The organism is Nocardioides sp. NBC_00850 (genome assembly GCF_045207335.1).
Taxonomy (GTDB): Bacteria; Actinomycetota; Actinomycetes; order Propionibacteriales; family Nocardioidaceae; genus Nocardioides.
Map to the genome: position 1 here is coordinate 5,517,372 of NZ_CP108845.1, position 26,331 is coordinate 5,543,702.

At 70.1% G+C, this 26,331-nt stretch carries 28 protein-coding genes; 12 read left to right on the forward strand and 16 right to left on the reverse strand.

The features are described from left to right. Positions 1–21 precede the first annotated feature (21 nt). The gene (gene recQ, locus OH802_RS26750; protein ID WP_406029418.1) at positions 22–1,851 is read left to right on the forward strand and encodes a DNA helicase RecQ; all 1,830 of its coding nucleotides are present in this window, start codon (positions 22–24) and stop codon (positions 1,849–1,851) included. Here the strand turns inward: recQ and OH802_RS26755 are convergent. Next, positions 1,848–2,525: a phosphatase PAP2 family protein gene (locus OH802_RS26755; protein WP_406023408.1), complete on the reverse strand. Its 678-nt coding sequence runs from the start codon at positions 2,523–2,525 to the stop codon at positions 1,848–1,850. The genes recQ and OH802_RS26755 overlap by 4 nt on opposite strands. Positions 2,526–2,650: 125 nt before the next feature. Here OH802_RS26755 and OH802_RS26760 point away from each other — a divergent pair, with 125 nt between their 5' ends. Together OH802_RS26760 and OH802_RS26765 are read left to right on the forward strand one after the other, a co-directional pair. Beyond that, a complete protein-coding gene (locus tag OH802_RS26760; protein WP_406023409.1) occupies positions 2,651–3,232 on the forward strand; it encodes a histone deacetylase in 582 nt (193 codons plus the stop codon). Between the two features lie 44 nt (positions 3,233–3,276). Continuing rightward, positions 3,277–3,747: a DinB family protein gene (locus tag OH802_RS26765; protein WP_406023410.1), complete on the forward strand. Its 471-nt coding sequence runs from the start codon at positions 3,277–3,279 to the stop codon at positions 3,745–3,747. A gap of 28 nt (positions 3,748–3,775) precedes the next feature. On the opposite strand, the gene OH802_RS26770 is transcribed toward OH802_RS26765, so the two are convergent. Genes OH802_RS26770 through OH802_RS26780 form a run of 3 tightly spaced genes read right to left on the reverse strand, consistent with a single transcriptional unit; the run spans position 3,776 to position 8,277 of the window. Continuing rightward, on the reverse strand, positions 3,776–4,894 hold the full coding sequence (locus OH802_RS26770; RefSeq protein ID WP_406023411.1) for a 2Fe-2S iron-sulfur cluster-binding protein: 1,119 nt from the start codon (positions 4,892–4,894) through the stop codon (positions 3,776–3,778). Further along, positions 4,887–6,179: an aromatic ring-hydroxylating dioxygenase subunit alpha gene (locus tag OH802_RS26775; protein ID WP_406023412.1), complete on the reverse strand. Its 1,293-nt coding sequence runs from the start codon at positions 6,177–6,179 to the stop codon at positions 4,887–4,889. The genes OH802_RS26770 and OH802_RS26775 overlap by 8 nt, the downstream gene beginning before the upstream one ends. 40 nt (positions 6,180–6,219) lie before the next feature. Next, entirely contained in the window at positions 6,220–8,277 is a 2,058-nt protein-coding gene (locus OH802_RS26780; RefSeq protein WP_406023413.1) for an FAD-dependent oxidoreductase, read from the reverse strand. 84 nt (positions 8,278–8,361) lie between these two features. Between OH802_RS26780 and OH802_RS26785 the strand changes: the two genes are divergently transcribed. The 6 genes from OH802_RS26785 to OH802_RS26810 all read left to right on the forward strand — a co-directional run bounded on the left by OH802_RS26785 (position 8,362) and on the right by OH802_RS26810 (position 14,632). Continuing rightward, positions 8,362–9,282, forward strand: a complete 921-nt coding sequence (locus OH802_RS26785) for a LysR family transcriptional regulator (RefSeq protein ID WP_406023414.1) — start codon at positions 8,362–8,364, stop codon at positions 9,280–9,282. A 65-nt stretch (positions 9,283–9,347) separates the two neighbouring features. Continuing rightward, the gene (locus OH802_RS26790) at positions 9,348–9,995 is read left to right on the forward strand and encodes a LysE family translocator (protein WP_406023415.1); all 648 of its coding nucleotides are present in this window, start codon (positions 9,348–9,350) and stop codon (positions 9,993–9,995) included. 84 nt (positions 9,996–10,079) lie between these two features. Further along, positions 10,080–11,072, forward strand: a complete 993-nt coding sequence (locus OH802_RS26795) for a DUF5829 family protein (RefSeq protein WP_406023416.1) — start codon at positions 10,080–10,082, stop codon at positions 11,070–11,072. 52 nt (positions 11,073–11,124) lie between these two features. Continuing rightward, positions 11,125–11,835, forward strand: a complete 711-nt coding sequence (locus OH802_RS26800) for an IclR family transcriptional regulator (protein WP_406023417.1) — start codon at positions 11,125–11,127, stop codon at positions 11,833–11,835. Positions 11,836–11,926: 91 nt separating this feature from the next. Continuing rightward, complete coding sequence (locus OH802_RS26805) at positions 11,927–13,144, forward strand: MFS transporter (RefSeq protein ID WP_406023418.1); 1,218 nt, start codon at positions 11,927–11,929, stop codon at positions 13,142–13,144. A 24-nt stretch (positions 13,145–13,168) separates the two neighbouring features. Further along, positions 13,169–14,632 (forward strand): aldehyde dehydrogenase family protein, encoded by a 1,464-nt coding sequence (locus OH802_RS26810; protein ID WP_406023419.1) that lies wholly within the window; start codon positions 13,169–13,171, stop codon positions 14,630–14,632. A gap of 50 nt (positions 14,633–14,682) precedes the next feature. On the opposite strand, the gene OH802_RS26815 is transcribed toward OH802_RS26810, so the two are convergent. The 7 genes from OH802_RS26815 to OH802_RS26845 form a co-directional block, all read right to left on the reverse strand. Then, on the reverse strand, positions 14,683–15,534 hold the full coding sequence (locus OH802_RS26815; protein ID WP_406023420.1) for a carbohydrate kinase family protein: 852 nt from the start codon (positions 15,532–15,534) through the stop codon (positions 14,683–14,685). Between the two features lie 24 nt (positions 15,535–15,558). After that, positions 15,559–16,746 (reverse strand): winged helix DNA-binding domain-containing protein, encoded by a 1,188-nt coding sequence (locus OH802_RS26820; protein WP_406023421.1) that lies wholly within the window; start codon positions 16,744–16,746, stop codon positions 15,559–15,561. Positions 16,747–16,786: 40 nt separating this feature from the next. Beyond that, a complete protein-coding gene (locus OH802_RS26825; protein ID WP_406023422.1) occupies positions 16,787–17,980 on the reverse strand; it encodes a M20 family metallopeptidase in 1,194 nt (397 codons plus the stop codon). A gap of 3 nt (positions 17,981–17,983) precedes the next feature. After that, positions 17,984–19,453 carry an MFS transporter gene (locus OH802_RS26830; protein WP_406023423.1) on the reverse strand — a complete coding sequence of 490 codons (1,470 nt, stop codon included), beginning with the start codon at positions 19,451–19,453 and terminating at the stop codon, positions 17,984–17,986. Positions 19,454–19,477: 24 nt separating this feature from the next. Then, a complete protein-coding gene (locus OH802_RS26835) occupies positions 19,478–20,050 on the reverse strand; it encodes a TetR/AcrR family transcriptional regulator (protein WP_406023424.1) in 573 nt (190 codons plus the stop codon). A 99-nt stretch (positions 20,051–20,149) separates the two neighbouring features. Continuing rightward, entirely contained in the window at positions 20,150–20,566 is a 417-nt protein-coding gene (locus OH802_RS26840; protein ID WP_406023425.1) for a YkvA family protein, read from the reverse strand. Between the two features lie 81 nt (positions 20,567–20,647). After that, entirely contained in the window at positions 20,648–21,412 is a 765-nt protein-coding gene (locus OH802_RS26845; protein ID WP_406023426.1) for an SDR family NAD(P)-dependent oxidoreductase, read from the reverse strand. Positions 21,413–21,497: 85 nt separating this feature from the next. Here OH802_RS26845 and OH802_RS26850 point away from each other — a divergent pair, with 85 nt between their 5' ends. Both OH802_RS26850 and OH802_RS26855 read left to right on the forward strand, forming a co-directional pair. After that, positions 21,498–22,058 (forward strand): TetR/AcrR family transcriptional regulator, encoded by a 561-nt coding sequence (locus OH802_RS26850; protein ID WP_406023427.1) that lies wholly within the window; start codon positions 21,498–21,500, stop codon positions 22,056–22,058. A gap of 65 nt (positions 22,059–22,123) precedes the next feature. Beyond that, entirely contained in the window at positions 22,124–22,762 is a 639-nt protein-coding gene (locus tag OH802_RS26855; protein WP_406023428.1) for a dihydrofolate reductase family protein, read from the forward strand. Here the strand turns inward: OH802_RS26855 and OH802_RS26860 are convergent. Next, the gene (locus OH802_RS26860) at positions 22,737–23,438 is read right to left on the reverse strand and encodes an NUDIX domain-containing protein (protein ID WP_406023429.1); all 702 of its coding nucleotides are present in this window, start codon (positions 23,436–23,438) and stop codon (positions 22,737–22,739) included. The two genes, OH802_RS26855 and OH802_RS26860, sit on opposite strands and share 26 nt — an antisense overlap. A gap of 47 nt (positions 23,439–23,485) precedes the next feature. On the opposite strand from OH802_RS26860, the gene OH802_RS26865 reads away from it, so the two are divergent. Continuing rightward, entirely contained in the window at positions 23,486–24,253 is a 768-nt protein-coding gene (locus OH802_RS26865; protein ID WP_406023430.1) for a DeoR/GlpR family DNA-binding transcription regulator, read from the forward strand. Here the strand turns inward: OH802_RS26865 and OH802_RS26870 are convergent. The 4 genes from OH802_RS26870 to OH802_RS26885 are packed head-to-tail and all read right to left on the reverse strand — an operon-like array spanning position 24,250 to position 26,233. After that, complete coding sequence (locus OH802_RS26870; protein WP_406023431.1) at positions 24,250–24,495, reverse strand: AAA family ATPase; 246 nt, start codon at positions 24,493–24,495, stop codon at positions 24,250–24,252. The genes OH802_RS26865 and OH802_RS26870 overlap by 4 nt on opposite strands. Then, positions 24,495–24,971: a GNAT family N-acetyltransferase gene (locus OH802_RS26875; RefSeq protein ID WP_406023432.1), complete on the reverse strand. Its 477-nt coding sequence runs from the start codon at positions 24,969–24,971 to the stop codon at positions 24,495–24,497. Before OH802_RS26875 ends, OH802_RS26870 begins: the two co-directional genes overlap by 1 nt. Positions 24,972–24,992: 21 nt before the next feature. Further along, a complete protein-coding gene (locus tag OH802_RS26880) occupies positions 24,993–25,409 on the reverse strand; it encodes a DUF222 domain-containing protein (protein ID WP_406023433.1) in 417 nt (138 codons plus the stop codon). Continuing rightward, positions 25,406–26,233, reverse strand: coding sequence for a DUF222 domain-containing protein (locus OH802_RS26885; protein ID WP_406023434.1), 828 nt, complete (start codon positions 26,231–26,233; stop codon positions 25,406–25,408). The genes OH802_RS26880 and OH802_RS26885 overlap by 4 nt, the downstream gene beginning before the upstream one ends. Positions 26,234–26,331: the final 98 nt, after the last annotated feature.

The window sequence follows — 26,331 nt, forward strand, 5'->3', positions numbered from 1 at the left end:
CCGCTCGTGCCGAGCGAGGAAGTGACCGCGCGAAGCGCGGAGCTGACCCCGGAGCTGGATGTACTGCGCCGCGTCTTCGGCTACGACGAGTTCCGCGGCGAACAGGCGGAGATCATCGCGCACGTCGCCGGCGGCGGCGATGCGCTCGTCCTGATGCCGACCGGTGGCGGGAAGTCGCTGTGCTACCAGATCCCGTCCCTGGTGAGGGCCGGGACCGGGGTGGTCATCTCGCCGCTGATCGCGCTGATGCAGGACCAGGTCGATGCACTCTCCGCGCTCGGCGTGCGCGCCGGCTTCCTCAACTCCACCCAGATGCCCCACGAGCGGCAGCAGGTGGAGAAGGCGCTCCTCGCCGGTGAGCTCGACATGCTCTATCTGGCCCCGGAGCGGCTGCGGGTGCCCGAGACCGGACGGCTCCTCGACCAGGCCAAGATCTCGCTGTTCGCGATCGACGAGGCCCACTGTGTCTCCCAGTGGGGTCACGACTTCCGCCCCGACTACCTGCAGCTCTCCCACCTGCACGAGCGCTGGCCGGAGGTGCCGCGGATCGCGCTGACCGCGACCGCCACCGCCGAGACCCGGCGCGAGATCGCCTCCCGGCTCAACCTCGAGGACGCCCGCCACTTCGTGGCCTCCTTCGACCGGCCCAACATCCAGTACCGGATCGCCCCGAAGGACAAGCCGGCCAAGCAGCTCCTCGACCTGATCCGCACCGAGCACCCGGGCGAGGCCGGCATCGTCTACTGCCTCTCGCGCAACTCGGTCGAGCGCACCGCCGCGACCCTGGTCGGCGCCGGGATCCCCGCGCTCCCCTACCACGCGGGTCTCGACGCCAGGACCCGCGCGCAGAACCAGTCCCGCTTCCTGCGCGAGGACGGCATCGTCATGGTCGCCACGATCGCCTTCGGGATGGGGATCGACAAGCCGGACGTACGCTTCGTGGCCCATCTCGACCTGCCCAAGTCGGTCGAGGGCTACTACCAGGAGACCGGCCGCGCCGGACGTGATGGGCAGCCGTCGACCGCGTGGCTGGCCTACGGGCTCGCCGATGTCGTCCAGCAGCGGCAGATGATCGAGACCTCCGAGGGCGACCGCGCCCACAAGCACCGGCTCGGCCAGCACCTCAACGCGATGCTGGCACTGTGCGAGACCGTCGACTGCCGGCGGGTGCAGCTGCTGCGCTACTTCGGCCAAGCGGCCGAGCCGTGCGGCAACTGCGACACCTGCCTGGCCACACCGGAGTCCTGGGACGGCACCGTGCCCGCCCAGAAGGTGCTCTCCACCGTCATCCGGCTCGACCGCGAGCGCAACGGACAGCGCTTCGGGGCCGGGCAGATCGTCGACATCCTGCGGGGCAAGGAGACCGAGAAGGTCCGCCAGTTCCGCCACCACGAGCTCTCCGTCTTCGGGATCGGCACCGACATCGCCGAGAGCGACTGGCACTCCGTGATCCGGCAGCTGCTTGCTCGGGAGATGCTCGCCGTCGACACCCGCTACGGCGTCTTCTCGGTGGCCGAGGCCGCCGGACCGGTGCTCCGCTCGGAGCAGCAGCTGATGCTCCGCAAGGAGCCGCCGCGGCAGGCTCGTCGCAGCGGCTCCGGGGAGCGGAAGCCGAAGGTGGCCGCCGCCGACCTCTCGCCCGAGGCCGCCGAGGTCTTCGAGCGGCTGCGGGCATGGCGCGGCGAGGTCGCCAAGGAGCAGGGCGTACCTGCCTACGTCGTCTTCCACGACGCCACGCTCCGCGAGATCGCCACCCGGCTGCCGGCCAGTCGCGACGAGCTCGGGACGATCAGCGGGATCGGCGAGGCGAAGCTGGAGAAGTACGCCGACGGCGTGCTCGCCGCTCTTTAGGCCGCGAGCTTCTCGGTCCGCTCGTAGCTGGCCGGCACGAGCGGTCGTTCCGCGGCCAGCTCCTGATCCTCACGTTCCCGGGCGGCGGCCTCGGTGTCCCACCAGACCAGCAGCCGCAGCAGCAGACCACCGGTGAGCAGGCCGGCGAAGAGGTCGCTGGCCCAGTGCCAGCCGAGGGTGTAGGAGACCGCGACCGCGTTCAGCGCGATCAGTCCGACGCCGGCCGCGAGGAACCGCACCGTGGTCCGCGAGGCAGCGGTGTAGCGCGCGATCAGGTAGACGGCGGTGCCGTAGACGAGGACCGCCTCGGCAGCATGCCCGGACGGATAGCTGATCCCGTGCCAGCCGTCCTTCAGGATCCCGCCGGCGAAGAACTCCGCGTCCTGCTCGGTGGGTGCCGGGCGCGCGAGCAGCACCTTGGAGCCGCCGACGCCCACGTAGAACGCCGCCTCCGCGGCCATCGCGCAGATGATCGGCCGCCAGCTGCGGCGCCGGTGGGCGACCACGACCGCGACGGTGGCGAGCACCGGCAGACAGACCGCTTGGCCCGCGATCGGATCGAGGATGTGCTGGAGGACGTACTGCACCTCCGGCGGCAGCATCCGACTCCAATACTCATGGCCGTGGGTGTCGAGATGCTGCAGCGGGCCAGCGGCGAGGATGGTCAGGATCACCAGCGTTCCGCCCAGCACTGATATCGATATGAGCCTCCGAGATCGGTTCACAGTCATCCGACGCTAACGCGTCGAAGCCGGGTTCGCTGCGGGTGGCCTTCGTCACCTCGCTAGGCTGCGCCGCGATGAGTTCTGAGGTCTGGTACGTCAGCTATGGATCCAACATGTGCCGCGACCGTCTCGGCGCCTACCTGCTCGGTGGTCAACCGGAGGGCGCGCGGCGGTCGTACGTCGGCGCACGTACGCCGGAGATGCCGGTCGACGACGTCGCGGTCGACCTCCCCGGACGGCTCTACTTCGCGGGTGAGTCGAGGACGTGGACCGGTGGGGTGGCGTTCTACGACCACGACGCGGCCGGGTCGTGGACCGCTGCCCGGGCTTTCCGGATGACTGCCGAGCAGTTCGCCGACATCGCCGCCCAGGAGATGGACCGGCTGCCCACCCCCGGCGACCCGATCGAGAAGGTCGTCATCGACGGGCTCGAGAAAGGCCGCCACGAGGCCGGCCCGGGGCACTACGAGACCCTGATCGAGGTCGGTCGCCGCGACGGCCTCCCGATGCTCACCTTCACCGCACCGCACGGCTTCGACGCCGTTCCGCACACCCAGCCGTCGGCTGCGTACGTCTCGATGCTCGTTCGCGGGCTCGACGAGTCACGCGGCTGGGATCGCCGTCAGGCCGAGGCGTACGTCCTGGAGCGCTGCTGACCGCCGGGATCCGCCCGTCTGGGGCCGGCCGCTAGCCTGCCCGCATGAAGATCGGACAGGCGGACGAGCGCGCGCTTCTCGAAGGAATGGTCGACACCCAGCGGGACGAGATCAATGCCATCCTCGAGGACCTCGACGACGAGGAGGCGCGAAGGAGGCTGGTCCCGTCGCTGACCACGCCGTTGGCGCTGGTCAAGCATGCGACCTTCGTGGAGAAGGTGTGGTTCCACGCCAGGGTCGCGGGCGTGCCGCGCAAGGAGATCGGGCTGCCCGACACGGTCGACGAGAGCTTCATGCTGGACCCCGAGGACACGGTCGAGTCCGTCCGGGCGGCCCACCGCGCGGCCTGCGAGCGCTCCCGCGAGATCGCCGCCGGACACGAGCTGGACGATGAGTTCGAATGGCACGGAAACCCGGTGTCGCTGCGGTTCATCTACGCGCACATGATCCAGGAGCTCGCCCGCCACGCCGGGCACGGCGACATCCTCGTCGAGCAGATCCGGGCAGGGCGCTGACCCAAGGACCGCCCCCACCGGCGTCGCCTCAGATGTCGATGACGAGGTCGCCGAGCGGTTTCGAACAGCAGGGCAGGAACTTTCCGGCGGCCACCTCGCGCGGCCGGATCCCACCGGCATGGTTCATGTCGACCTCGCCGGAGACGAGGGTCGACTTGCACGTGCCGCACATGCCCTGCACGCACGATGACGGCAGGCGTACGCCGGCCGCCTTCACGGCGTCCAGGACGGTCTCGTCCGGGGCACACTCGAGGTCGCGGCCGCTGCGCTGCAGCCGGATCCGGTACGCAGCCCCGGCCGCAGTGGCGGTCGCCTCGGCGTCAGGCGGGTCGCTGAGGACGAAGCTCTCCTCGTGCCAGCGCGCGGACTCTCCGCCCAGCGCCTCGAAGGCGGTCCGCGCCGCACCCATGTAGCCGGACGGACCGCAGCAGAAGACCTCACGTCCACGCAGGTCAGGGACCAGCTCGGCGAGCTGTTCGGCGCTCATCATCCCGGTCGGCCCGGTCCAGGAGGCATCGGGCTGGTCGACGACCCAGACGATGCGTACTCCGTCATGGGCGGCAGCCAGGGCCTCGAGCTCGGGGCGTTCGATCAGGTCGGCCGGCGTACGCGCGTGGTGGACGACGACCACGTCGGTGGTCTCGGCGAGGTCGGCGAGCGTGCGCAGCGTCGCGAGGGTCGGGGTGATCCCGCTGCCGCCGGAGAGGAGCAGGTAGGACGAGGAGGGATGCTCCCGCACCGAGAACCCGCCCATCGGCCCGCTCGCCCACAGCCGGTCGCCGACGGCCAGCCGATCGTGGAGCCAGCCGGACATCGGCCCGTCGGGCACCCGCTTGACGGTGATGGTGATCAGGTGCGGGCGGGTCGGCGGCGAGGAGATCGTGTAGCACCGCTCGACCGGCTGACCGTCGATCGACGCCCGAAGGGTCAGGTACTGCCCGGGGGCGAAGGCGAAGCTCTCCCCTCCGGTCGGCTCGAGGGTCACCTCGACCACGTCGTGGGTCACCCGGCGCACCCGCCGGCACCGCAGCTCACCCTCGAACGGCCTCTCCTCGGGCAGGATCCCGGCCCCCAGCGGCGACGGGACCGCGTAGAGCTGCGCCGGCACCGGCAGCGGCGCCACCTCGACGGGCCATGGCTCAGTCATCGGCTCCACCTCTCTGCGCTTCCGATCGGATCTGGGCGTCGTACCAGCGCACGAAGTCGTCGACCTGCCGCTCCGCCTCGTTGTAGGGGCCCGGGATGTAGGCCGGGTCGGAGACCCCGAGCTGGGTGTTGCGTACGAACTCGGCGTCCTGCTCGTTGGTGGCCCGCCACACCGCGGTCAGGGCTTCGACGTCGTAGTCGACCCCCTCCACCGCGTCTTCGTGGACGAGCCAGGTGGAGCGGACCAGGGTGCGGTCGGGCGAGAGCGGTGTGACCGAGAAGGTCACCACATGGTCGGCGAGCAGGTGGATCCAGGCGTTGGGCTGGGTGTGGAGGGTGCAGCGCCCGAGCTGCGGATCGTCGAGGTCGCCCAGCAGCCGGCCCACGAGCCGGGACCCGTCGATGCTGAAGGACTCCCCCGCCCCGTCGAGCGGCTCGCGCTGGATCCGGAAGCCGAACGGGCGATCGGCGAGCTCCTCGATCAGGGCGTACGGCATCCCGAGCGCGTCGCAGCGCCGCGCCAGATCGGCCTCGGCGAAGAGATAGCGGTCGTGGTCTGCCCGGAGCCGGTCGGGGATCTGGTCCTCGCGCAAGCCCCAGGTCGGGAAGAAGGTGCAGATCAGCTCGGGGTGACCGCCCTCGCAGTGGTAGCACTCCCGGTTGTTCTCCATGACCAGCTTCCAGTTCCCCTCCTCGACCAGGTCGACCTGTGCGGCGACCTTGGCCCGGTCGAGACGGTGCGGAGTGAGGTAGTCACGGACCTGCTCGGCGACCACGTCCAGATCGCCGTCGGGCTCGGCGGCAAGCGAGCAGTAGAGCAGCCCGCCGACCTCGCGCAGCGCGACCGGGCGCAGGCCGAGACAGGCGGTGTCGATGGCCGGCGAGAGCTGGGGCGCATAGCGGAGAGAGCCGTCGGTGGCGTACGTCCAGCTGTGGTAGCCGCACACCAGGTTGCCGACGCTGCCGTGTCCCGGCGCGACCAGCCGGGAGCCGCGGTGGCGGCAGACGTTGTGGAAGGCGCGTACCTGCTCGTCGTCGTCACGGATCACCAGGACCGAGGAGCCGGCGACATCGAACGAGAAGTAGTCACCGGGCTCGGGCACCTCGGCGACGGTGCCGACGAAGAGCGAGCGGCGTCGCCAGAGCAGGTCGACCTCGCTCGCGAAGACGTCGGGGTCGGTGTAGAGAGCACCCGGCAGCGAGTGGCCGGGGGTCCTGCGGTCGAGGTGGTCGAGGATTCTGGTACGTCGGCCGGCGAATGGTTCGCCGACGAGTTGGTCTGTCATCCATCGCTCCCAGGCAGATTCAGAAAGGTTCAGTGGGGGGTCAGATCGTCAGGCACAGCCGCAGCGCGTCGTAGACCGCGGCATGGACGTTCCGGCTGGCGACCGCGTCGCCGATCCGGAACAGCTGGTAGCTGCCCGCCGCATTGCGGGACACCGTCTGCGGCGCGCCGGTCAGCAGCGCCGCCTGGTCGACCTCACCGAGGTTGATCGAGCCGAGGACGAGGTCGTGGTAGAGCTCGTCGTTGGGGGTGGTCCCGTGCTCGACCACGACATGGTCGACGTGTCTCTCGGCCTCGGCACCTGCTGCGTATTCGCTGGTCAGAGTGGCGATCAGCCGGTGCTCGGAGCCGGCCGGAGCCCGGCGCACCGCGACCAGCTTCCGGGCCACGGTCAGGGTCACGTCGTGCGCGGCGAAGACCCCGAGATAGGCCGGGCTGTTCATCGAGCCGACGGAGATGCCGACCGTACGCTCCGGGGTGACCAGCTCGACCTGAGCACCCAGCGTTGCCAGGTGCTCGGCGGCGTCGAGCGCGGGCTCGGCGCCGTTGTCGTCGTAGACGAGGACGGTGCCCTTGCCGGGGGTCAGGGTCCCGTCGAGCACGTCCCAGGTGTCGTTGACCAGCTCCCCGCCCACCGGGACGCACGAGCGGTCGGGCACCCCGCCGGTGGCGACGACCACGACATCCGGGTCGAGGCTCCGGACGAGGTCGGCGTCGGCGTAGGTGCCGAGCCGGAAGTCGACGCCGCTGTGCTTCGCCTCGGCGACGCGCCAGTCGACGATGCCGATCAGGTCGCGGCGGTGGCTGGTCGAGGAGGCCAGCAGGAGCTGACCACCGGGCCGGTCCGCGGCCTCCAGGACGGTCACGGCGTGACCGCGCTCGCCCAGGACGCGAGCGGCCTCGAGACCGGCGGGGCCGGCGCCGACGACCACGGCCCGGCGGCTTCGAGGGGCCGGCGGCGTGAGGTGGGGCAGCGACTGCTCACGCCCGGTCGCCGGGTTGTGGATGCACTTGGCGTCCCCGGACTCGTAGATCGCGTCCAGGCAGTAGCTCGCCCCCACGCACGGCCGGATCCGGTCCTCCTCGCCGCGCGCGACCTTGGCGACCAAGTGCGGGTCGGCGAGCTGGGGACGGGTCATCCCGACCAGGTCGAGCAGCCCTTCGCGGAGCGCATAGCGCGCGGTGGCGACGTCGCTGATCCGGGCGGCGTGCATGACCGGGACATCCACCCGGCGGCGTACCTCGCCGACGAAGTCGAGGAACGGGGCCGAGGGCGTGCCCATCGACGGGATCACCGTGGCGAGGCGGGCGTCGGTGTCGAGACCTCCCTTGATGACGGAGAGGAAGTCGACGCCGGCGCCGACGTAGCGGCGCATCACCTGCTCGGTGTCGTCCAGGCCCAGGCCGGAAGGCAGGTCCTCGTCCATCGCCATCCTGACCCCGACGATGAAGTCGGGTCCGACGGCGGCCCGGATCGCGCCGAGCACCCGCAGAGGAAAGGCGAGCCGGGCCTCCGGGTCGCCCCCGAACTCGTCGTCGCGGAGGTTGGTGGCGGGCGAGACCCAGGCGTCGAAGAGATGGCCGTAGGACTCGATCTCGATCCCGTCCAGGCCCGCCGCCTGGCAGCGCGAAGCCGCCTCGGCGTAGTGCCGCACGATCCGGTCGACGTCCCACGCCTCGGCGACCTTCGGGAACGACCGGTGCTGCGGCTCGCGCAGCCGGGAGGGGTAGACGAGCGGCAGCCAGTCACCGGCGAAGTTGCTGGTGCGGCGGCCGAGGTGGGTGATCTGGCACATCACCGCGGCGCCTTCTTCGTGGACATCGTCGGCGAGCCGCCGCAGCCAGGGCACGACCTCGTCGCGGTAGAGCAGCATGTTGCCGAAGGCCGGCGGGCTGTCGGGCGAGACCACCGCGGAGCCGCCGATCATGGTGAGCCCGGCCCCGCCGCGCGCCTTCTCCAGGTGGTAGAACCGGTAGCGGTCCTTCGGCATCCCGTCCTCGGTGTAGGCGGGCTCGTGGGAGGTGCTCACCACGCGGTTGCGCAGCGTGAGGCTCCGGAGCTGGAAGCTCGCCAGGAGGGGATCGGCGCTGGGGGACACAGGACCAGCGTGGCGCTTCGGCACTGTTCAAGAAAAGCACACGTTTCCGCTATTTACCGTGCGATTCCATTGCACAATCGAAGCATGATCGACCAGCGGCTCCACGTGCTGAGGGTGCTCGCCGAGCGCGGCACCGTCTCGGCCGCCGCAGCCGATCTCGGCTATACCCCCTCGGCCATCTCCCACCAGCTGCGCACGCTGGCCCGCGACGTGGGCGCTGAGCTGCTGGTGCCGGAGGGTCGCGGCGTACGCCTCACCGGTGCTGCGCTCACCCTGCTCGAGCGCAGCCACGACCTGTTCACGCAGTGGGAGGAGATCCGCGCCGACGTACAGCAGGCCTCTGGCACCTCCCGTGGCTACCTACGGATGGCCGGCTTCTCCACCGCCGCCTCGGCGCTCCTGCCGCCCGCCGCGGTGGCGGTCGCCCGGGAGTTCCCGCAGTCCACGATCAAGATCATCGAGGCCGATCCTGAGGTCTGCTTCGACATGCTGCTGGCCGACCAGGTCGACGTCGCCGTGGTGGTCAACATGTCGGAGCTGCCGCCGACCGCCGACCCGCGGTTCGAGCAAGAGCGGCTGATGGAGGACGCGCTCGACCTGCTGGTCAACGCCGACAGCCCGCTCGCCTCCCGGTCCCGGGTCAGGCTCGCCGACGCCGCCGAGGAGCACTGGATCATGGAGCATCCCGGCCGCCCGTACCACCAGCTGGTGACCTCCGCCTGCGCCGCGGCCGGGTTCACCCCCGAGCACGCCCACGAGGTCGTCGAGTGGGACACCGGCGCCGCCCTGGTCAGCGCCGGCTTCGGTGTCGCCCTGGTCCCCCGCCTCGCCCGGATCCCGAACGCCGCCGGCCTGGTCCGGATCCCGCTGCGCGGTGAGGCGAGCCCCGTGCGGCACGTCCGGACCAGCGTACGCAGCGGCACCTCGCGCCAGCCCGAGATCGCCTGTGCCCTCGCTGAGCTCAGAAAGGTCGCCACCTCCCTGGCCGAGATCGATGCCGGTTAGGGCAGATCCCCGCCGCGTCTCGCCCAGCAGAAATCATTCGTACGCCACCACGACCCTGCCGCAGAATGATCGACGTGCCCACCCTGAGCCAGTTCGCCGCCTTCGCGCTCGCGTCCGTCATCTTCATCCTGATCCCCGGCCCGAGCGTGCTCTTCGCCCTCGGCCGGGCCCTGACCGCGGGCCGCCGCGAGGCGGTGCTCGCCGTCGGCGGCAACGCGCTGGGTCAGTTCGGCCAGGTCCTGGCGGTCGCCGTCGGCCTCGGCGCGCTGGTGGCTGCCTCCGCGACGGCTTTCACCGTCGTGAAGCTGGTCGGTGCTGCGTACGTCGTCTATCTCGGCATCCAGGCGATCCGCCACCGTGCCGACGCCCGGGCCGCCCTCCACGGCGAGGACGTCGCCCGGACGACCGCGTGGGGCGCGATCCGCACCGGGATGATCGTCGGGGCGACCAACCCGAAGACGATCGTCTTCCACCTGGCCTTCCTGCCCCAGTTCATCAACACCTCCGCCCCGGCGGTGCCCCAGATCCTCCTGCTCGGCGCGATCTTCTCGGCGATGGCGTTCACCTGCGACTCCGGATGGGTCCTCGCGGCCAGCCGGGCCAAGGCCTGGTTCGCCCGCAAGCCCAAGCGTCTCGACAGTCTCGGCGCCGGTGGCGGCGTCCTCATGATCGGCCTCGGCGCCACCATGGCGACCGCCTCCCACGGCGCCTGACCGGCCCGACGCGAACGCCGGCAACCGGCCGCCAGCCGCCGAATTCCGAAGACAGGAGCGCCTCGGTCACCGAGACTGGGACGCATGCGGACTCCACTCTCGGGCCTCATCGCGGCCGCGCTCGCCTCACTCGCCATCACCTCGGGGGCCTTGGCGACTCCCGCCCACGCCACGGAGGCTGCCCACGCTGAGGAGGGGCGTCCGGACCCGCTCCTGGCCTTCAACCACGCCTGGGCGATGGTCGACCGGGAGACGGCCGACGCGATCGAGCACTCCGACTACCTCGGCGAGTTCGCCGACCGCCGGATCAACACCGGCAACGACGGGACCTCGACCTGGACGGGTCGCTACCTGCTCGGCAAGGAGACCTACCTGGAGTTCTTCGGGCCCGGCGACGCCCCCGACGCGGTCGCCGGTGACACCGGGCTCGCCGTATCGGCGGACAAGGACGGCGACCTTGCTACCGCAACGGACAACCTGCGCGACCTCGTCGCCGACCCGGTCGAGTTCACCCAGGTGACCGACCTGGGTGACGGCAACCCGATCCCGTGGTTCGACGTCACCTACACGACCTCGACCTACGACACCTTCTTCTCCTGGGCGATGGAGTATCGCGACGAGTTCCTCGACGACCCCCGGCTCTCCTTCCCGCCCGCCGCCTACGAGGGCGACGTCAGCCGCGACCGCTACAACCGTGACCGCTATCTCGACCACCAGCTGCGCGACGTCATCGGCATCCAGATCGCCACGACCGCCGCCGACATCGAGAAGATGGTGCCGCTGTGGCGCGCCGCCGGGATCACCATCCGGGTCCTCAAGGACGGCGGCGTCCTCGCCTTCGACGGCATGACCACGATCCGCCTGCTCCCGGTCCCGGCCGAGGAGGCAGGCGTACGCCACATCATCCTCGCCCTCAACGAGGCGGCCGAGGAGCCGCACACCGAGACGATCGGCAACTCGACGCTGCACGTCGGCCCGGGGGCGTACGCGCTGTGGACCTTCGACCCGATCGAGGCCTCCGCGTCCACCCGGTCCAAGGGGTCCGGCAAGCCGCTCCACCCCGCGTTCGGCGGCTGAGGTAGTAATCTCCGCAGCAATGGCAGGGAACACCCGACAGACTGGCACGAGCGTGACCAGCCGGGCACTTGCGATCCTGAGCGCTTTCGACGAGCAGCACCGGTCGTTGTCGCTCAGCGACATCGCTGCCCGCGCGGACCTTCCCCTCGCCACGACCCATCGGCTCCTGGGCGAGCTCTTCCGGTGGGGTGCGCTGGAGCGTCTGCCTTCCGGCGACTACGTCATCGGCCGGAAGATCTGGGACATCGGCCACCTGGCCCCTGCCGAGACCGGGTTGCGTCAGGTCGCCGAACCGTTCCTGCACGACCTCTACGGCGCCACCCTGGCCACCGTGCATCTCGCCGTACGTGAGGGATTCGAGGTGGTCTACCTCGACCGGCTGCGCGGCAACCAGTCCGTCCCCGTCGTGAGCAAGGTCGGCGGACGCCTGCCGCTGCACACCACCGGGGTCGGCAAGGTCCTCCTCGCCCATGCTCCGGACGAGGTCCAGGACACGGTGCTGGGCGCTCTCACCCGGGTCACCCCCTACACGATCACCCAGCCGGGCGTCCTCCGCAGACAGCTGCGGCAGGTGCTCGACAAGGGCTACGCCACCACCCGCGAGGAGATGAGCCTCGGCGCCTGCTCGATCGCCGTCCCGATCCACTGCCGCGACGAGGTGATCGCCTCCCTGGGCCTGGTAGTGCCCACACTCAAGGGCAGCGAACAGAGGTTGTACGGCGCACTCCGCGTCGCCGCTCAGTCGATCGGGCGGCGGCTCTGAAGAACTTCGGCTCTGAAAAAATTTGGCGAGACTTCCGCTGAATGGAAGCTGTGTCGATGCTCACAGGGGTGACTGCTCTTAAGTTCGTCCCATGAATGTGTCCGCAACCACATCGTCCACCGTCAGTGGCGATACCCGGAGCCTCTGGCCGGTCGTCCTCTGCTGGCTCGCTGTCGCCCTCGATGGCTATGACCTCGTCGTTCTTGGAGCGGTCATCCCCACCCTGGCGGGGACCGGCGCGCTCGGGTTCACCGGAGCGTCACTGACCACGGCCGCCACCGTCGGCCTGATCGGGGTCGGCATCGGTGCCGTCGCCATCGGCCCGCTCGCCGACCGGTTCGGCCGTCGCCGGACCCTGATCAGCAGCATCGCGCTGTTCTCGCTGCTCACCCTGGCCGTCGCCTTCGCTCCGAACGCCACGGTGTTCATCGTGCTGCGCTTCCTCGCAGGTCTGGGCCTCGGCGCCTGCCTGCCGACGGCCCTGGCGTTCATGAGCGAACACGCCCGCCAGGGACGTTCGGGCACGGCCATGACGCGGATGATGACCGGCTACCACGTGGGAGCCGTACTCACCGCTCTGCTGGCCCTGTGGGTGATCCCGAACCTGGGCTGGGAGGCGATGTTCGTGATCGGCGGCATCGCGGGCCTGCTGACGGTCCCGGTGATGTGGGCGAAGCTCCCGGAGTCGCAGGCCTACCTGGAGACCGTCGAGGCCGAGAAGGTACGTCCCTCCGAGGTCGTTCGCGGCCGCCTGCTGTGGGTCAGCCTGGGCCTGTGGGCGGCGTCGTTCTGTGGACTGCTGCTGGTCTACGGCCTCAACACCTGGCTGCCGACGATCATGGGCGAGGCGGGCTACTCTCTCGACGCCGGGCTCGGCCTGCTCCTCACCCTGAACGTCGGCGCAGTGATCGGACTCGTCCTGGCGGGCCTGATCTCCGACGCCAAGGGGAACAAGCCGACGGTGGTGACCTGGTTCGGCGTTGCCGCTCTGATGCTGGCCCTGCTGTCGATCAAGATGGAGAGCAGCTTCTTGGTCTACGCAGCGGTGCTGGCCGCCGGCATCTTCGTCTTCAGCGCGCAGGTGCTGGTCTACGCGTTCGTCAGCCACCTCTACCCCGCCCGGATCCGCGGCACGGCGCTCGGCATGTCGGCCGGCATCGGCCGGGTCGGCGCCATCGTCGGGCCGTTCCTCGGCGGCGCACTCCTCACCGCCGGCATCGCCTATCCGTGGGGCTTCTACGCCTTCGCCGGCGCGGCGGTGATCGCCATGCTGGCTCTGCTGACCGTGCCTGCGCATCCCAACAACTAGCCACCCGACATCCAGGAGCACACCATGTCCGTTCTCGACTCCGTCGACTGGTCCGGAAACATCCTCAAGGCCGGCGCCTGGCAACCCGGGCGAGGCGGCGACTACGCGGTCGTCGAACCCGCGACCGGCGCCGAGCTGGGCAGGATGGGTCTGGCCACCGCGTCCGACGTGGCGGATGCCGCCGCAGCGGCCGCCGACGCCCAGCTCAAGTGGGCCGCGCTTCCGCACCCGGAACGCGCCGCCGTCCTGCGTCGTGCCGGCGACCTGTGGCAGCGGCATGCCGAGGAGATCACCGGGTGGAACGTCCGTGAGGTCGGCGCCGTGCCCGGTATGGCCGGGTTCGCACTCCACGTCGCGGCCGAGGAGTGCTACGAGGCTGCCAGCCTCCCGAGCCGTCCGATCGGCGAGGTCATCCCGTCCGAACAGCCGCGTCTGTCGATGGCACGCCGCATGCCCGCCGGGGTGGTCACCGTCATCGCCCCCTTCAACGTGCCGATCATCCTCGGCATCCGCTCGGTCGCCCCTGCCCTCGCCCTCGGCAACGCCGTCATCCTCAAGCCGGACCCGCGCACCGCCGTGACCGGCGGCACGCTGATGGCCCGCATCTTCGAGGAGGCGGGCCTGCCCCCGGGGGTGCTCCAGATGCTGCCCGGCGGCGCTGACGTAGGCGAAGCCCTGGTCACGGATCCCCACGTCCGAGTCATCTCGTTCACCGGCTCCACCGCGGTCGGCCGCCGCATCGGTGAGCTGGCCGGCCGGCACCTCAAGCGTGCCCACCTCGAACTCGGCGGCAACTCCGCGCTGCTGGTCCTCGACGACGCCGACGTCGAGGACGCCGTCAACCTGGCAGCGTGGGGCTCGTTCTTCCACCAGGGCCAGATCTGCATGACGACCGGCCGACACCTGGTCGCTGCCAGCATCTACGACGACTTCGTCGAGGCCCTCGCCGAGAAGGCCAGCCAGCTATCGGTCGGCGATCCCGCCACAGACGAAGTCGCTCTCGGCCCCGTCATCGACGCCGGCCAGCGCGACAAGATCCACGGCCTGGTCACTGCGTCGGCGGATGCCGGCGCCATCATCGCCGCCGGCGGCACGTACGAGGATCTCTTCTACCGGCCCACCGTCCTGGCGGACGTCCCACTCACCGCGCCGGCCTACGCGGAAGAGGTCTTCGGCCCCGTCGCATCGGTGGCCAAGGTCGGGTCCGTCGAGGACGCGATCGAGCTCGCGGGGGCCAGTGAATACGGCCTGTCCCTGGGCATCGTCACCAAGGACGTCATGCGCGGCCTCGCGGTCGCGGAGCAGATCCCGACCGGCATCGTCCACATCAACGACCAGACCGTCAACGACGAGGCCAACGCTCCGTTCGGTGGCGTCCGCGCGTCCGGCACCGGGTCCCGTTTCGGCGGCGCCCTGGCGAACGTCGAGGCATTCACCGAGACCCGGTGGATCACCATGCGGGGTGAGCCGGCGCGCTACCCGTTCTGAGCCGGGCAAGGTCGTTCCTCGTCCCGAGGGTGCCGGCACGTCCGGAGTGGTCAGCCGAGTGCCGGGTGGAGGTGCTCGGTCTCGATGGCGACCCGGGCCTGCTCGGCGGCGGCGCGGAGCGCGCCTTCGACCGGTTCCGTACGCAGCCTCGCGGCCAGGAAGCCGGCCATGAACGCGTCCCCGGCGCCGTTCGTGTCGACGACGTTGGCCGGCACCGCGGCGACCTCGTGGCGGGTCCCGTCGGCCTCGAGCGCGATCGCGCCCTTGGCTCCGAGGGTGCACACCGCGAGGCGGGGACCGCGGTCGAGGCACGAGGCCATCAGCTTCCAGGGGTCATCGGTGCCGTCGTCGTTCATGAACACGCCTTCGGCGGCGCGCAGGAAGGGCTCGTGGAACGCCGAGGCGCCGTCGTAGTCGTGCAGGTCCATCCACAGCGGCGCCCGTCGGGCGGGCATCGCCTCGAGCACCAGCCGGCCGAGCTCGCTCAGGTCGATCACCGCGAGGTCCGCGGCGGCAACCGCGCTCACCGCCGCCTCGACCGCGTCGGCGGACGGGGTCGAGGGGGTCGAGACGTACAACGAGACCCGGCCGCCGCCCTCGGCCATCAGGTTGACGTGCCGTTCGGTCTGCTCGCTCGCGATCGCCTCCACGACGACGCCCGCCCGCTCGAGCCGCGCCCGCAGCCGCGCACCGTCCTCGTCGTCGCCGACAGCCGCCCACAGACGTACGTCGATGCCGAGCCCGGCCAGATGCAGCGCCTTGCCGGCGGAGGTGCCGCCGACCGTGTGCCACGCGCGCCGCGCGAACTGCATGTGCGGCACCGGCTCGGGCAGCCGGTCGAGCTCGATCAGATGGTTCCAGGACGCGGGGCCGCAGACGATGACCCGGGGAGCAGACGACATCGCCCTATTCCAGCACCATCGCGGTCAGTCGGTGGTGACGTCGAGCGACACCGACGACGTATCCCGCAGCGGCGCGATGCTCTCCGCCTCTGAAACGAGGGCCTCCCGATGACGCCTGCTCAGAGCCTCGAACGCCTCGAGCTCGACGCGCAGCTTCCGCCCGCTCTTGCGTGCGCGCCAGGTGCCGACGATCTCGCCGTCGGCGAGCATCGTCCCGGGGTCGCCGACGGTCCTCCAGATGTCCCGGTGATGGGCCTTGTCCACGATGGTCTCTCGATCGCGCAGCTGGGTGTAGGCATCCCGGGGCGGAAGCAGCCGCACGCCGGTGGGCATCGTTGCCGTTCGAAGTGCGTCGAGGTCTCCAGCGAGGGCCCAGGCCCGGCCACCGAAGTCCACCTCGACGAGCTCATCCTCGAGATTGCTCCACCACGGATCGACATCACCGGCCCGCACACCGAGCCACGTCGCGAAATCGCTTCGGGTCGACGGGCCGTAGCAGCGTAGGTAGCGCCGGAGCAGCTCACGGCGGCACGCCACGGGATCCGCCTCCGCGACGGGACGCCCGAGCCATTCCTCGGTCAGGACGAACGGGGCCCTGTTCCCGGTGCGCGGCGCGAAGCAGACGGTCCGCTGCAGTGCGAGCAGGCGGACGCAGAAGTGCACCACCGCCTCGCCGATGGGCTGGCCTGCGGCGTAGGGCCCCTCCTCGATCCAGACCCGGCGCTGCTGGGCCGTCAGCTCGAGCGCGATGCGTACGGCCACCTCGGCTCCGAGCTCGTCGATCGCGAGCTGCCGTCCCGGCAGGACGTCGCACGTGGCCGCCGTGACCATCTCGACCATCTCCGTGAGATTCAGCCCGAGCCGGTCGACGGCCTGCTCGACGCCCAGTACGAAGTGCCTCCGCGCCTCCTCGGTCTCCGGAAGCACCCCTGTCGTGTAGACCTCGGCCTCGGCGGTGGGGACGTAGTACGGGGCACCCCGCATGCTCCACGTCAGCAGCATGCTCCTGTCCTCCACCACCCCGGCGACCCCGGCGGCCGAGACGCCCTCGACCCGAGCGTGGAACGCCAGCAGCGCCGACCCTGGTGGAGTGTTCTGGATGCCGCACTGCCCGGCGGCCGTCAGCAGATCCCTCTCGCCGACCCGGACGTCGAGATGGTGCGACGCCAGCCGGAACGCGACCACGTTCTCCCGCTCGATACGCTCGGCCACCCGTCCAGCGTACGGCCCGGGCTCACCCCGCGACCGAGGCTCACGGTGACGTACGGGCGAAGGCGATCGCGGCGAGGGCGGCTGCCTGATCTCCGAGCAGGGCGTCGTCGAAGACCACGCGCGGGGAGTGGTTCCACTCCACGGTGGCGAGATCGGTGTCGGCGGGCGAGGTGAGCATGCCGACGAAGGTGCCGGGGACCTCGTCGAGGACGAAGGAGAAGTCCTCCGAGCCCATCATCGGCGTCGGCATGATCATGACGCGCTGCTCGCCGAAGACGCTGCGGAGCACGTCGACCGTGTCGGCGGTCTCGGCATCCGCGTTGACGGTGACGGGATACATCACGTCGAACTGCACCTCGGCCGTCAGCCCGTGAGCAGAGGCGACCCCCTCGACCACCCGCGGCAGACCCTCCTGGAGGATCGCGAGCGAGGCGGGTGACATGTTGCGTACGGTCGCGGCGAACTCGACCGTCTCGGGGATGACGTTGATCGCGCCGTCGCCCGTGGACAGGCGGGTCACCGAGAGCACGACCGGGTCGAACGCGTCGAAACGCCTGGTCACGAAGCTCTGCAGAGCGAGCACCATCTCGGCGGCGGCGGGCACCGGATCGAGGGTCTGGTGCGGCTGAGAACCGTGGCCGCCACGGCCCTTGACGGTGACGGAGAGGTGGTTCGAGCCGGCCGCCATCGCGCCGGGCCGGGTGGCGAAGAGTCCGCGCGGACCGGGGCCGACGTGGATCGCGTACGCAGCGACCGGCCGCTCCCCCGCGACATCGAGCAGGCCCTCCTCGAGCATGACCTTGGCCCCGCCGTGGCCCTCCTCGCCGGGCTGGAACATGAAGATCACCGAGCCGTGCAGCTCGTCACGGCGGGCCGAGAGGAGCTTGGCCGCGCCGACGAGGCCGGCGGTGTGCAGGTCGTGGCCGCACGCGTGCATCGTGCCGTTGCTCGAGGCGAAGTCGAGCCCGGTCGCCTCCTCGATGGGCAGCGCGTCCATGTCACCACGCAGCAGCACCGTGGGTCCGGGAAGCCCCCCACGCAGCACCGCCACGACCGAGGTCGTCGCGGTGCCCGTGGTGATCTCGAGCGGCAGGTCCGCCAGGGCGGCGAGCACCTTCTGCTGCGTACGCGGCACGTCGAGGCCCAGTTCCGGGTCGGCGTGGATCGCCCGGCGGAGGGCGACGAGGTCGGGCAGGAGGGCTTCGGCGTCGGCGACGAAGTCGGGGATGGTCATGGATCAGCCTTCCGGGGTGACGGTGGTGGGAGCTGGGGTGATGACAGGATCGGCAGCGGCAGCGCTCTCGCGCGGCATCCGCATGAAGGCGAGCGCGAGGGCGGAGAGGACGAAGGCGGCGGCGCAGACGCTCCAGACCGAGACGTACCCGCCGATCGAGGAGCTCAGTGAGCCCGATGCGGTGAAGGCGGCGAGCACGACGGCGAACACGGCCCCGGCGGCCGATCCGCCGAGCGTGCGCAGCGAGTTGTAGACGCCGGCCGCGATGCCCGTCTGGTCGCTGGGCGCGAGCTCGGCGACCAGGGCGGGAAGGGCTCCGAGGAGCAGCCCCATCCCGATGCCGTTGACCGCGGAGACGAGGAAGATCTGCCACAGCTCGGAGTGGAACGCGATCTGAACGAGGAACCCGCAGGCCGGCAGGACAGCCCCGGTGACCAGGACCGCGCGGATGCCGACCCGGCGGGCGATCGGCGCGAAGACGGCGGCGCCGACAGTGGCCAGGATCGTCACCACGGCCGTGACCGCGGATGCCGTGCCCGCCGTGGCGGCGAACCCGTAGCCGGTCTCGGCCGGGTCGGCGGTCAGGAACGTCGTCGACGGCGACTGCGCACCGAACATGACCATGCCGAAGAGGAACGCGGTGAGGTAGACCGGCCCCATCCGCCCGGAGACGATGAGGCGTACGTCGATCGCCGGTGCCTCCGCGCGCAGCTCCCATACGACCCAGAGCGCGAAGATCACCAGGGCGACGGCGAGAGTGCCGATGGTCGTGACGGAGGCGAACCCCTCGCTGGAGGCCAGTCGCAGCCCGAAGAGCAGCACGACCATCGCGAGGCCGATGCCGACGAACCCGAGCACGTCGATCCTGGTCCGGGTGCGGGTCGTGGACTCGGGCACCTTGACGAAGACCGCGTACACGCTGACCAGCACGAACAGCACCGGCACCAGCAGCGTCATGGTCAGGCTCGGCAGCAGCGCGGAGAAGACGCCGGCCGAGATCGTGCCCAGGATCGCGCCGCCGGTGAGGCAGGAGACGAGCAGGCCGATCGAGGTGCGCGCGGTGTCGCCCTTGATCCGGTTGTGCACCAGCGCGATCTCCAGCGGCAGCCACACAGCGAGCGGCCCGACGAGGATGCGCGCGGCGAGCACGAGCGGATAGCCGGGCAGGAACGCCGTGACGACCGTGCCGACGAGCACGGAGACGACGCCGATGCGCAGCATCCGGCGATGCCCGAAGATGTCGCCGAGCTTCGAGAGCAGAGGTACGCAGACGGCGGCGGCGAGCGTCTGCACGGTGAGGAACCAGGTGATGTCCGAGTCCGAGACCCGGAGATGGTCGGCGATCTCGCCGAGCAGCGGGGCGTAGAAACCTTGGACGAAGCCGCTGGCGAGCTCGCAGAAGACGAGGAAGCCGACGATGGCGCGAGCGCTGATCTTCGGCGTGGACTGGGTGGTGGGGGCGTCAGAGGACATGGTTGGCCTGTTCGTCGGCACCGGCTAGCGGCGCGGCGGTCGGGTGACGAGGGCGTCGATGATGTCGACGTAGTGGCGCTCGTCGATGTGGATGCGCTTGACCGACTGCCGATAGAGGGTGAGTCCGGCGATCGTGTCGAGAATGATGTCGTGGTGGACATCGGCAGGGAGCTCACCTCGGGCGATGGCCCGGTCGATGATCTCGATCCCCTGCTCGCGGCGGTGCTTGAAGAACCCCTCCCACAGGGCGGGGAAGACATCGGGCTCGAACATCGCCCGCATGCCGTGCACCCGTTCGGGAGAGAGCTCCTGGTTTCGCTGGTTCTGACGAGCGTGCTCGAGAAGGTCGGCGCGTACGTCGCCACTGTCGGGTGTCGCCCCGAGCTCCACCCGTGACCGAAGCACAGCAGCGACCAACGCACCCTTGTCGGCATAGCGCCGGTAGATCGCGGTCTTGCCGCAACCGACGGCCTTGGCGACCTTCTCCACGCTCAGCCCGGCGTAGCCATTCTCGCCGAGCAGACGTCCCGCCGCCTCCAGGATGCGACGCGTGAGGTCCTCATCCGTGGGCCGGCCGAGCTTCTCGTCAGATGCCATGCCCAAAACAATACGATACGACCTGTTTCGTATGTGTAAAAAAGCGTGTAGATCCCAAACCCTGTTCCTGGAACAGAGTCAAGGACGACGCCGTCCGCGCTATTTCCGATCGAGTCCGGCGATCAGCACCAGCGCGGCGAAGCCGTCCTCGGTGCCCGGCCACTGGGCTCGAACCGCGTCGATCCCTGCGCGGCGTACGACACCACGCAGGACGGCGGCGACGATGATCGCGTCGTCGGCGTAGCCCAGCACCGGGATGAAGTCGGGCACCAGATCGATCGGCAGCGCGAGGTAGACCATCAGCAGCCCGAGCCTGATCCGTACGCCGCGAGGCATCGACCTGTCAGCCGCGAGCCGGCGCAGCAGCCGCACCACATCGGGCAGGATCCGCAGCGCCTCGCGCAGCAGGTCACCGCGCGGGCGGACGACGAGCAGCGCGACGATGAGGCACAACCAGGTGAGCAACAGGGCCGCGACGATGCCGATCGCCAGGTCCCACCAGAACGAACCGGTCATCCTCACCCTCCGAGCCACGCCGCGCTCCGTGGTGGCGCCGCGCCCCTGAATTCCATCACGGCGCCACACCGGACCGGACGCTCAGGCCGCGACGACCGCCACGCCCGTCCGTCCGCCGTCGACGTCCAGCACGGCGCCGTGGACGAACTCGGCCTCATCGGAGGCGAGGTACGCAACGGCCGCGGCGATCGCGTCCGGACCGCCCGAGCCGCCCGCCGGGGTGCCGGCCATGAGTCCGTCGGCGGCCCAGGGTCCCTCCAGCGCGGGGTCACGGATGACACCGGGCGAGACTGCGTTGACCCTGATCCCGCTGTCGGCGAACTCCGCGGACCAGGCGCGCGTGAGGGTCTCCATGGCCGCCTTCGTCGAGGCGTACAGGGCACCGAGCGGAAGACTCAGCCGCGCGACCCAGCTGCCGAGGTTGATGATGACGCCTCCACCGGCCGCCGTCATCTGCGGCGCGAGCGCCTGGGTCAGGAAGAACGGCGCCTTCACGTTGACGCCGTACACCTGGTCGAACATCGTGGCGTCGGCCGTGAGGGTGTTGGCCGCCGGGAAGATCCCGGCGTTGTTGACGAGGACGTCGAGCCGCCCACCGAGCGTGGCGAGGGCCTGCTCGGCGAGGGCAAGGCTCGCTTCGGGACTGCCGTCGAGATCCGCGACGACGAAGTCGGCGCGGCCACCGTTCGTACGGATCGCCTCGACGACCGCCGCTCCTCGCTGTTCGTTGCGGCCGGACACGATCACGTGCGCGCCCTCGGCGGCGAGACGCTGAGCGATCGAGCGTCCGATGTTGCTGGTCGAGCCGGTGACGAGAGCCGTCTTCCCAGAGAATCTGTGTGTCATGTCTGCGACGGTAGAGAGCGTAAAATGGACTCACAAGTCCAGTTTTTCGACGAGCGGGAGCGGCATGGGGCTGACGCCGAAAGGCATGCGGAGACGCGCACAGATCATCGAGGGCACGGCCGCCCACCTGCGCACCCAGGATCCCGGCGGCATCACGCTCGAGGACATCAGAGCCGTCACCCGAACGAGCAACAGCCAGATCTTCCACTACTTCCCCGGCGGGAAGGAGGAGCTGTTCCTCGAGGTCGCCCGCTACGAGGCCGACCAGGTGATCGAGGACCAGCAGCCCTACCTCTCGGCTCTCGACACCTGGGCGGACTGGGAGCGATGGCGCGAGACCGTCCTCGCCCGCTACCGGGCCCAGGGACAGCAGTGTCCGCTGGGATCGCTGATGAGCCAGCTCGCGGAGACGCCCGGCGCACCCGAGGTCATCTCGGCCCTCATCGGGCGGTGGCAGGCCGAGGTCGAGCGCGGGATCCGCACCATGCAGGCCTCCGGCCTGATCCGCGCCGGTATCGACCCGGTGCGCTGCGCGGCCGCGATGATCGCCGGGATCCAGGGCGGCGTGCTGGTGCTGCGCTCGACGGGCGACATCGGGCACCTCGAGGCATCCATGGAGATCCTGTTCGATCACCTCCGCGGCTGATCCTCGAGCAGTACGCTCGACAAGACGGCGAGCTGACCTCGACGTCATGGTTCACGGAGGAACCCATGCCACTCACCAGAGTCCACAATCTTTCGATCTCGCTCGACGGCTTCGCCACCGGGGAGCCGCAGTCGGCCGAGGCTCCGTTCGGGCATGCCGGCGAGCGCCTTCACGAATGGATGTTCGCCACCCGCTACTGGGACTCGTCCGGCGGCGCGGGCGCGGACGACGCGTTCGCACAGCGGCACAGCCAGGGCATCGGCGCCGAGATCATGGGTGCGAACAAGTTCGGTCCGCCGGGATGGCAGGACGACCCCGAGTGGAAGGGCTGGTGGGGCCCCAACCCGCCGTTCCACTCGCCGACCTTCATCCTCACCCATCGGCCGCGTCCGCCCGTGGAGATGGAGGGTGGCACGACCTTCTACTTCCTGGATGCGCCTCCGGCCGAGGCGCTGGCGGCCGCGTTCGAGGCAGCCGACGGTCAGGACGTACGCCTCGGGGGCGGCGCGACCGTGGTGCGCGACTTCGTCGCTGCTGGGCTCGTCGACCTGATGCACCTGGTCCAGGTCCCGATCGTCCTCGGTCGTGGCGTACGTGTCTGGGACGGGCTGGAGGGCACCGAGAACGACTACGACATCGAGGCGGTATCGACGCCCAGCGGCGTCACCCACCTGACCTTCACCCGCAAGCCTGCCGACTCCTGACTCGGGCGAAGGGTCCGTCGAGGGCGGCCCACTGCAGGAGCATGACCGTCTTGCCGTCGATGATCCGGCCGTCCCGCGTCATCGCGAGCGCCTCGGTGAAGTCGAGCTCGAGCACCTCGATGTCCTCGCCCTCCTCGGCGACTCCTCCCCCGTCTCCGGTGCGGCTCGCCGGCGAGTAGGCCGCCGCGAAGAAGTGGAGCCGCTCGGTCACCGACCCGGGGCTCATGTAGGCGTCGAAGACGTGGTCGACGTGGTCGAGACTGATGCCGAGCTCCTCGGCGCTCTCCCGGCGGATGGCGGTGACCGGGTCATCGGCATCCAGCAGCCCCGCGGCCGCCTCGATGAGGAGCCCGTCGGGATGGTCGTTGACGTAGACCGGATATCTGAACTGCCGCGTCAGCAGGACCGTGCCGCGCTCGACGTCGTAGGGAAGGAGCACGGCGCCGTTCCCACGGTCGTACGTCTCGCGCTGCTGCGTCTCCCAGCGCCCGTCCCGTCGGCGGTAGTCGAACGTGGTGCGCCTGAGCACGTGCCACCCCTGTGAGGTCAGCTCGACGTTTCGGACCACGACGTCGGGGTTGCGGGTCAGCTCCCGCCCGGCGCGGTCGAGACCGATGCGGCCCCGATGGTCGGGGACCTCGATGCCTGGGCGCGCGTCGGCATTGGCTGTCGTCATGGCGGCAGCGTACATGCAATACTGTGCAAGAATAGAAAGGAACGTGCATGCTTGTTGGACAGCGTCGCGCTCACCTCCTGCGCATTCTGGACGAAACAGGCAAGATCGTGGCCAAGGATGTCGCGACAGACCTGGGCGTCTCCGAGGACAGCATCCGCCGCGATCTGCGCGATCTGGCCGCGGAGGGGCTTTGCCAGCGGGTCTACGGTGGCGCGCTCCCCGTCTCCCCCGCGGTCGTCGACTACACCACTCGTCACACCGTCGAGCCCGGTGGAAAGCGTGCGGTGGCGGCCACGGCGGCCGGTCTCGTACGCCCCGGAAGCACGCTCATCCTGGATGGAGGCACCACCGCACTCGCCGTCGCGGAGGCGCTTCCCCGGGACCTGGAGTGCACCGTCATCACCAACAGCCCGACCGTCGCCGCGGCCCTCCTGCAGCACCCGAGCGCCGACCTGTTCCTCCTCGGCGGCCGGGTCTTCAAGCACTCCGCCGTCGCCTGTGGCGCGGCAGCCGTCGAGGCAGCCCAGAACGTCTCCGCCGACCTCTGCCTCATCGGCGTCACCGGCGTCCACCCCGAGGCCGGTCTCACCACTGGCGACGCCGAGGACGCAGCGATGAAGCGCGCCCTGGCCGCGCGTGCGGCCGAGACGTACATCCTCGCCTCCTCGGAGAAGATCGGCACCGCCTCCCCCTACCGGGTGCTCCCCTGGGGTCAGATCACCGGCATCATCACCGACGCCGACCCGGCCGATGACGTGATCGAGCAGCTGTCAGCACTCGACATCGAGATCCTGCACGCCGGCGGCGCGCGCTAGGAACCGTTCGACATCCCGCCTCGATCGAAGCCTGACGAATCGCAGGCGGGAGTGCGGCTCTCCGCAACGTACGCAGAGTGACCTGCACCATCACGCGCCACCGCGGCGGGTTCTTCCTCGACCCACCCCGGGCGCCAATGAATCGCGGCGAGCTCGACGTAAGGCACGCCGAGGATGTCCGCCAGTCTCCTGGCGACCGTCGACTTGCCCGAACCAGAAGACCCGACCACCGATACCCACATCAGAGTGTCTTCTTCATGAGCACACGACGGTATCCACTCTCGACCAAGTAGCCGGTCTCCCCATACCCCAACCGCGCGTAGAGTCGCCGGTTCTCGGTCATCGCCTCATGCGTGAAGAGCTCGACGCACCTCGCGCCGCGGGCCATCGCGCGAGCCTCGACATGGGCGATCAGCGCTCGTCCGATCCCCCTGCCCTGATGACCCGGTGCCACCGCGAGGTTCTCCAACAGCACGCCGTCGTTCCCCGGGTGCCTCATGACCGCGTATCCGGCGACCTCGCCATCAGCCGTCGCCACCCAGACCTCGGCGGACTCGATCGCCTCCTCGTAGTCCGCCCCCATCGGCGCCGGCTCGAGCCCGATCCGCTCCACGTACCTCGCGTACGCCGCTCGCGCTATCTCCTTCAGCCGCGGGGCATCCGCCGGCTCCGCTGGTCTGATGCCCTCCGGTGTCGGCCCGATCGGGATGGCGCTCATGTTGGCAACCGTACGTCGGGTCTATGTGCGTCTGGTGAAGCGGATGTCGCCGCTGGGTAGGCGTTCGTGGAGGTACGCGGCGTCGTGGGCGCGGTGGTGGTGATGGGAGCAGAGCAGGGCGGCGTTGTCGAGGTCGGTCGCGCCGCCTTGAGCCCAGGCGATCCAGTGGTGGGCCTCTGCCCAGGTGCCGGGGATGTCGCAGCCCTCGGCCTCACAGGTCTCCGAACGCAGCAGGAGGGCACGGCGTTGGGCGGCGGTGAAGAAGCGTTCCTTGCGCCCGAGATCGAGGACTTCCGAGGCACCCCCGAGGACCGCCGGAATGATGTTCGCGGTGCAGGCCAGGCGCCGTGCCTCGGCCGCGGTGATCGGGCTGCCACCGAGGATGTCACCGACGCCAGCCTCTTTGCGGAGCTGGTCGATATCGATCGTGACGATCACCGTGGTGGCGTCCCCGCCATGGATCGGGAGCCGGTCGGGTCGAGGGTCTCGAGGAGCTGGCAGAACGCTCGCCCCAGGCGGCGGTCGTAGGGGAGGTATTCGCCGGTGTCGGTGCGGGTGCCGTCGTCGCGGCGGGGTGAGGCGAAGGCTTCCAGGTTGGTGGCCAGCCGGTCCGCGGCCGCATCCGGGACCACAGCCGAGATGCGGGTGGTGCCGTCGCCGAGACGGCGCATGCTGAGTCGGGTCTTCTTGCGGGCGTGGGCCTCCTCCGCGGCGAGGCGTCGGGCTTCTTCGGCCTCGGCGATCTCGGGCGCGATGACATCGAGGATCCGGCGCCCGAGACGACGGAGTTGGGTGGGGTCGAACCGGGTCGCGTAAGCGACCAAGGCCTCCTCGGCCTTGGTCTTGATCTCGGGGTCGAGGTCGGCGGGGAGGTCGTCGAGGGCATTCACGATGACGTGGGCCTGGGCCGGGTTGCAGTCCCCGCGGCGCATGGCTTCGGCGACCTGGTGATAGGTCCGGTCCAAGGCCTCGGCCAACCGGAGGTCGGCGCGCAGGGTCTCGGGGCGTTGGTGGGTGTGGTGATGCAGCCACGCCGCCACATCCCGCGCCGCGGACTCGGCCGCGACATCGTCAGCAACGGCGAGCACCCGCAGCTCGAGCTCAGCCAACTGCGCCTTCGCCCGCGCGATCTCGACCAGGGTGGCGGCCTTCTGGTCGGTGGCCATGAACGCCGGATTCGCCTCAGCAACCAGACCAAGCGAGGCAGTAACCGCGACCACGGCCCCGAGCACAGGGTGTCGTGGCTGTTGCAGCGTGGTCATCACGGTCACCTCCCGACGTACGAACTCAAGGGTTTCTGCCTGTGCAGAATCCCGGTTGGTTCGCTGGTCTCGGAGGCCCGGCAGTACGGGCTATTACT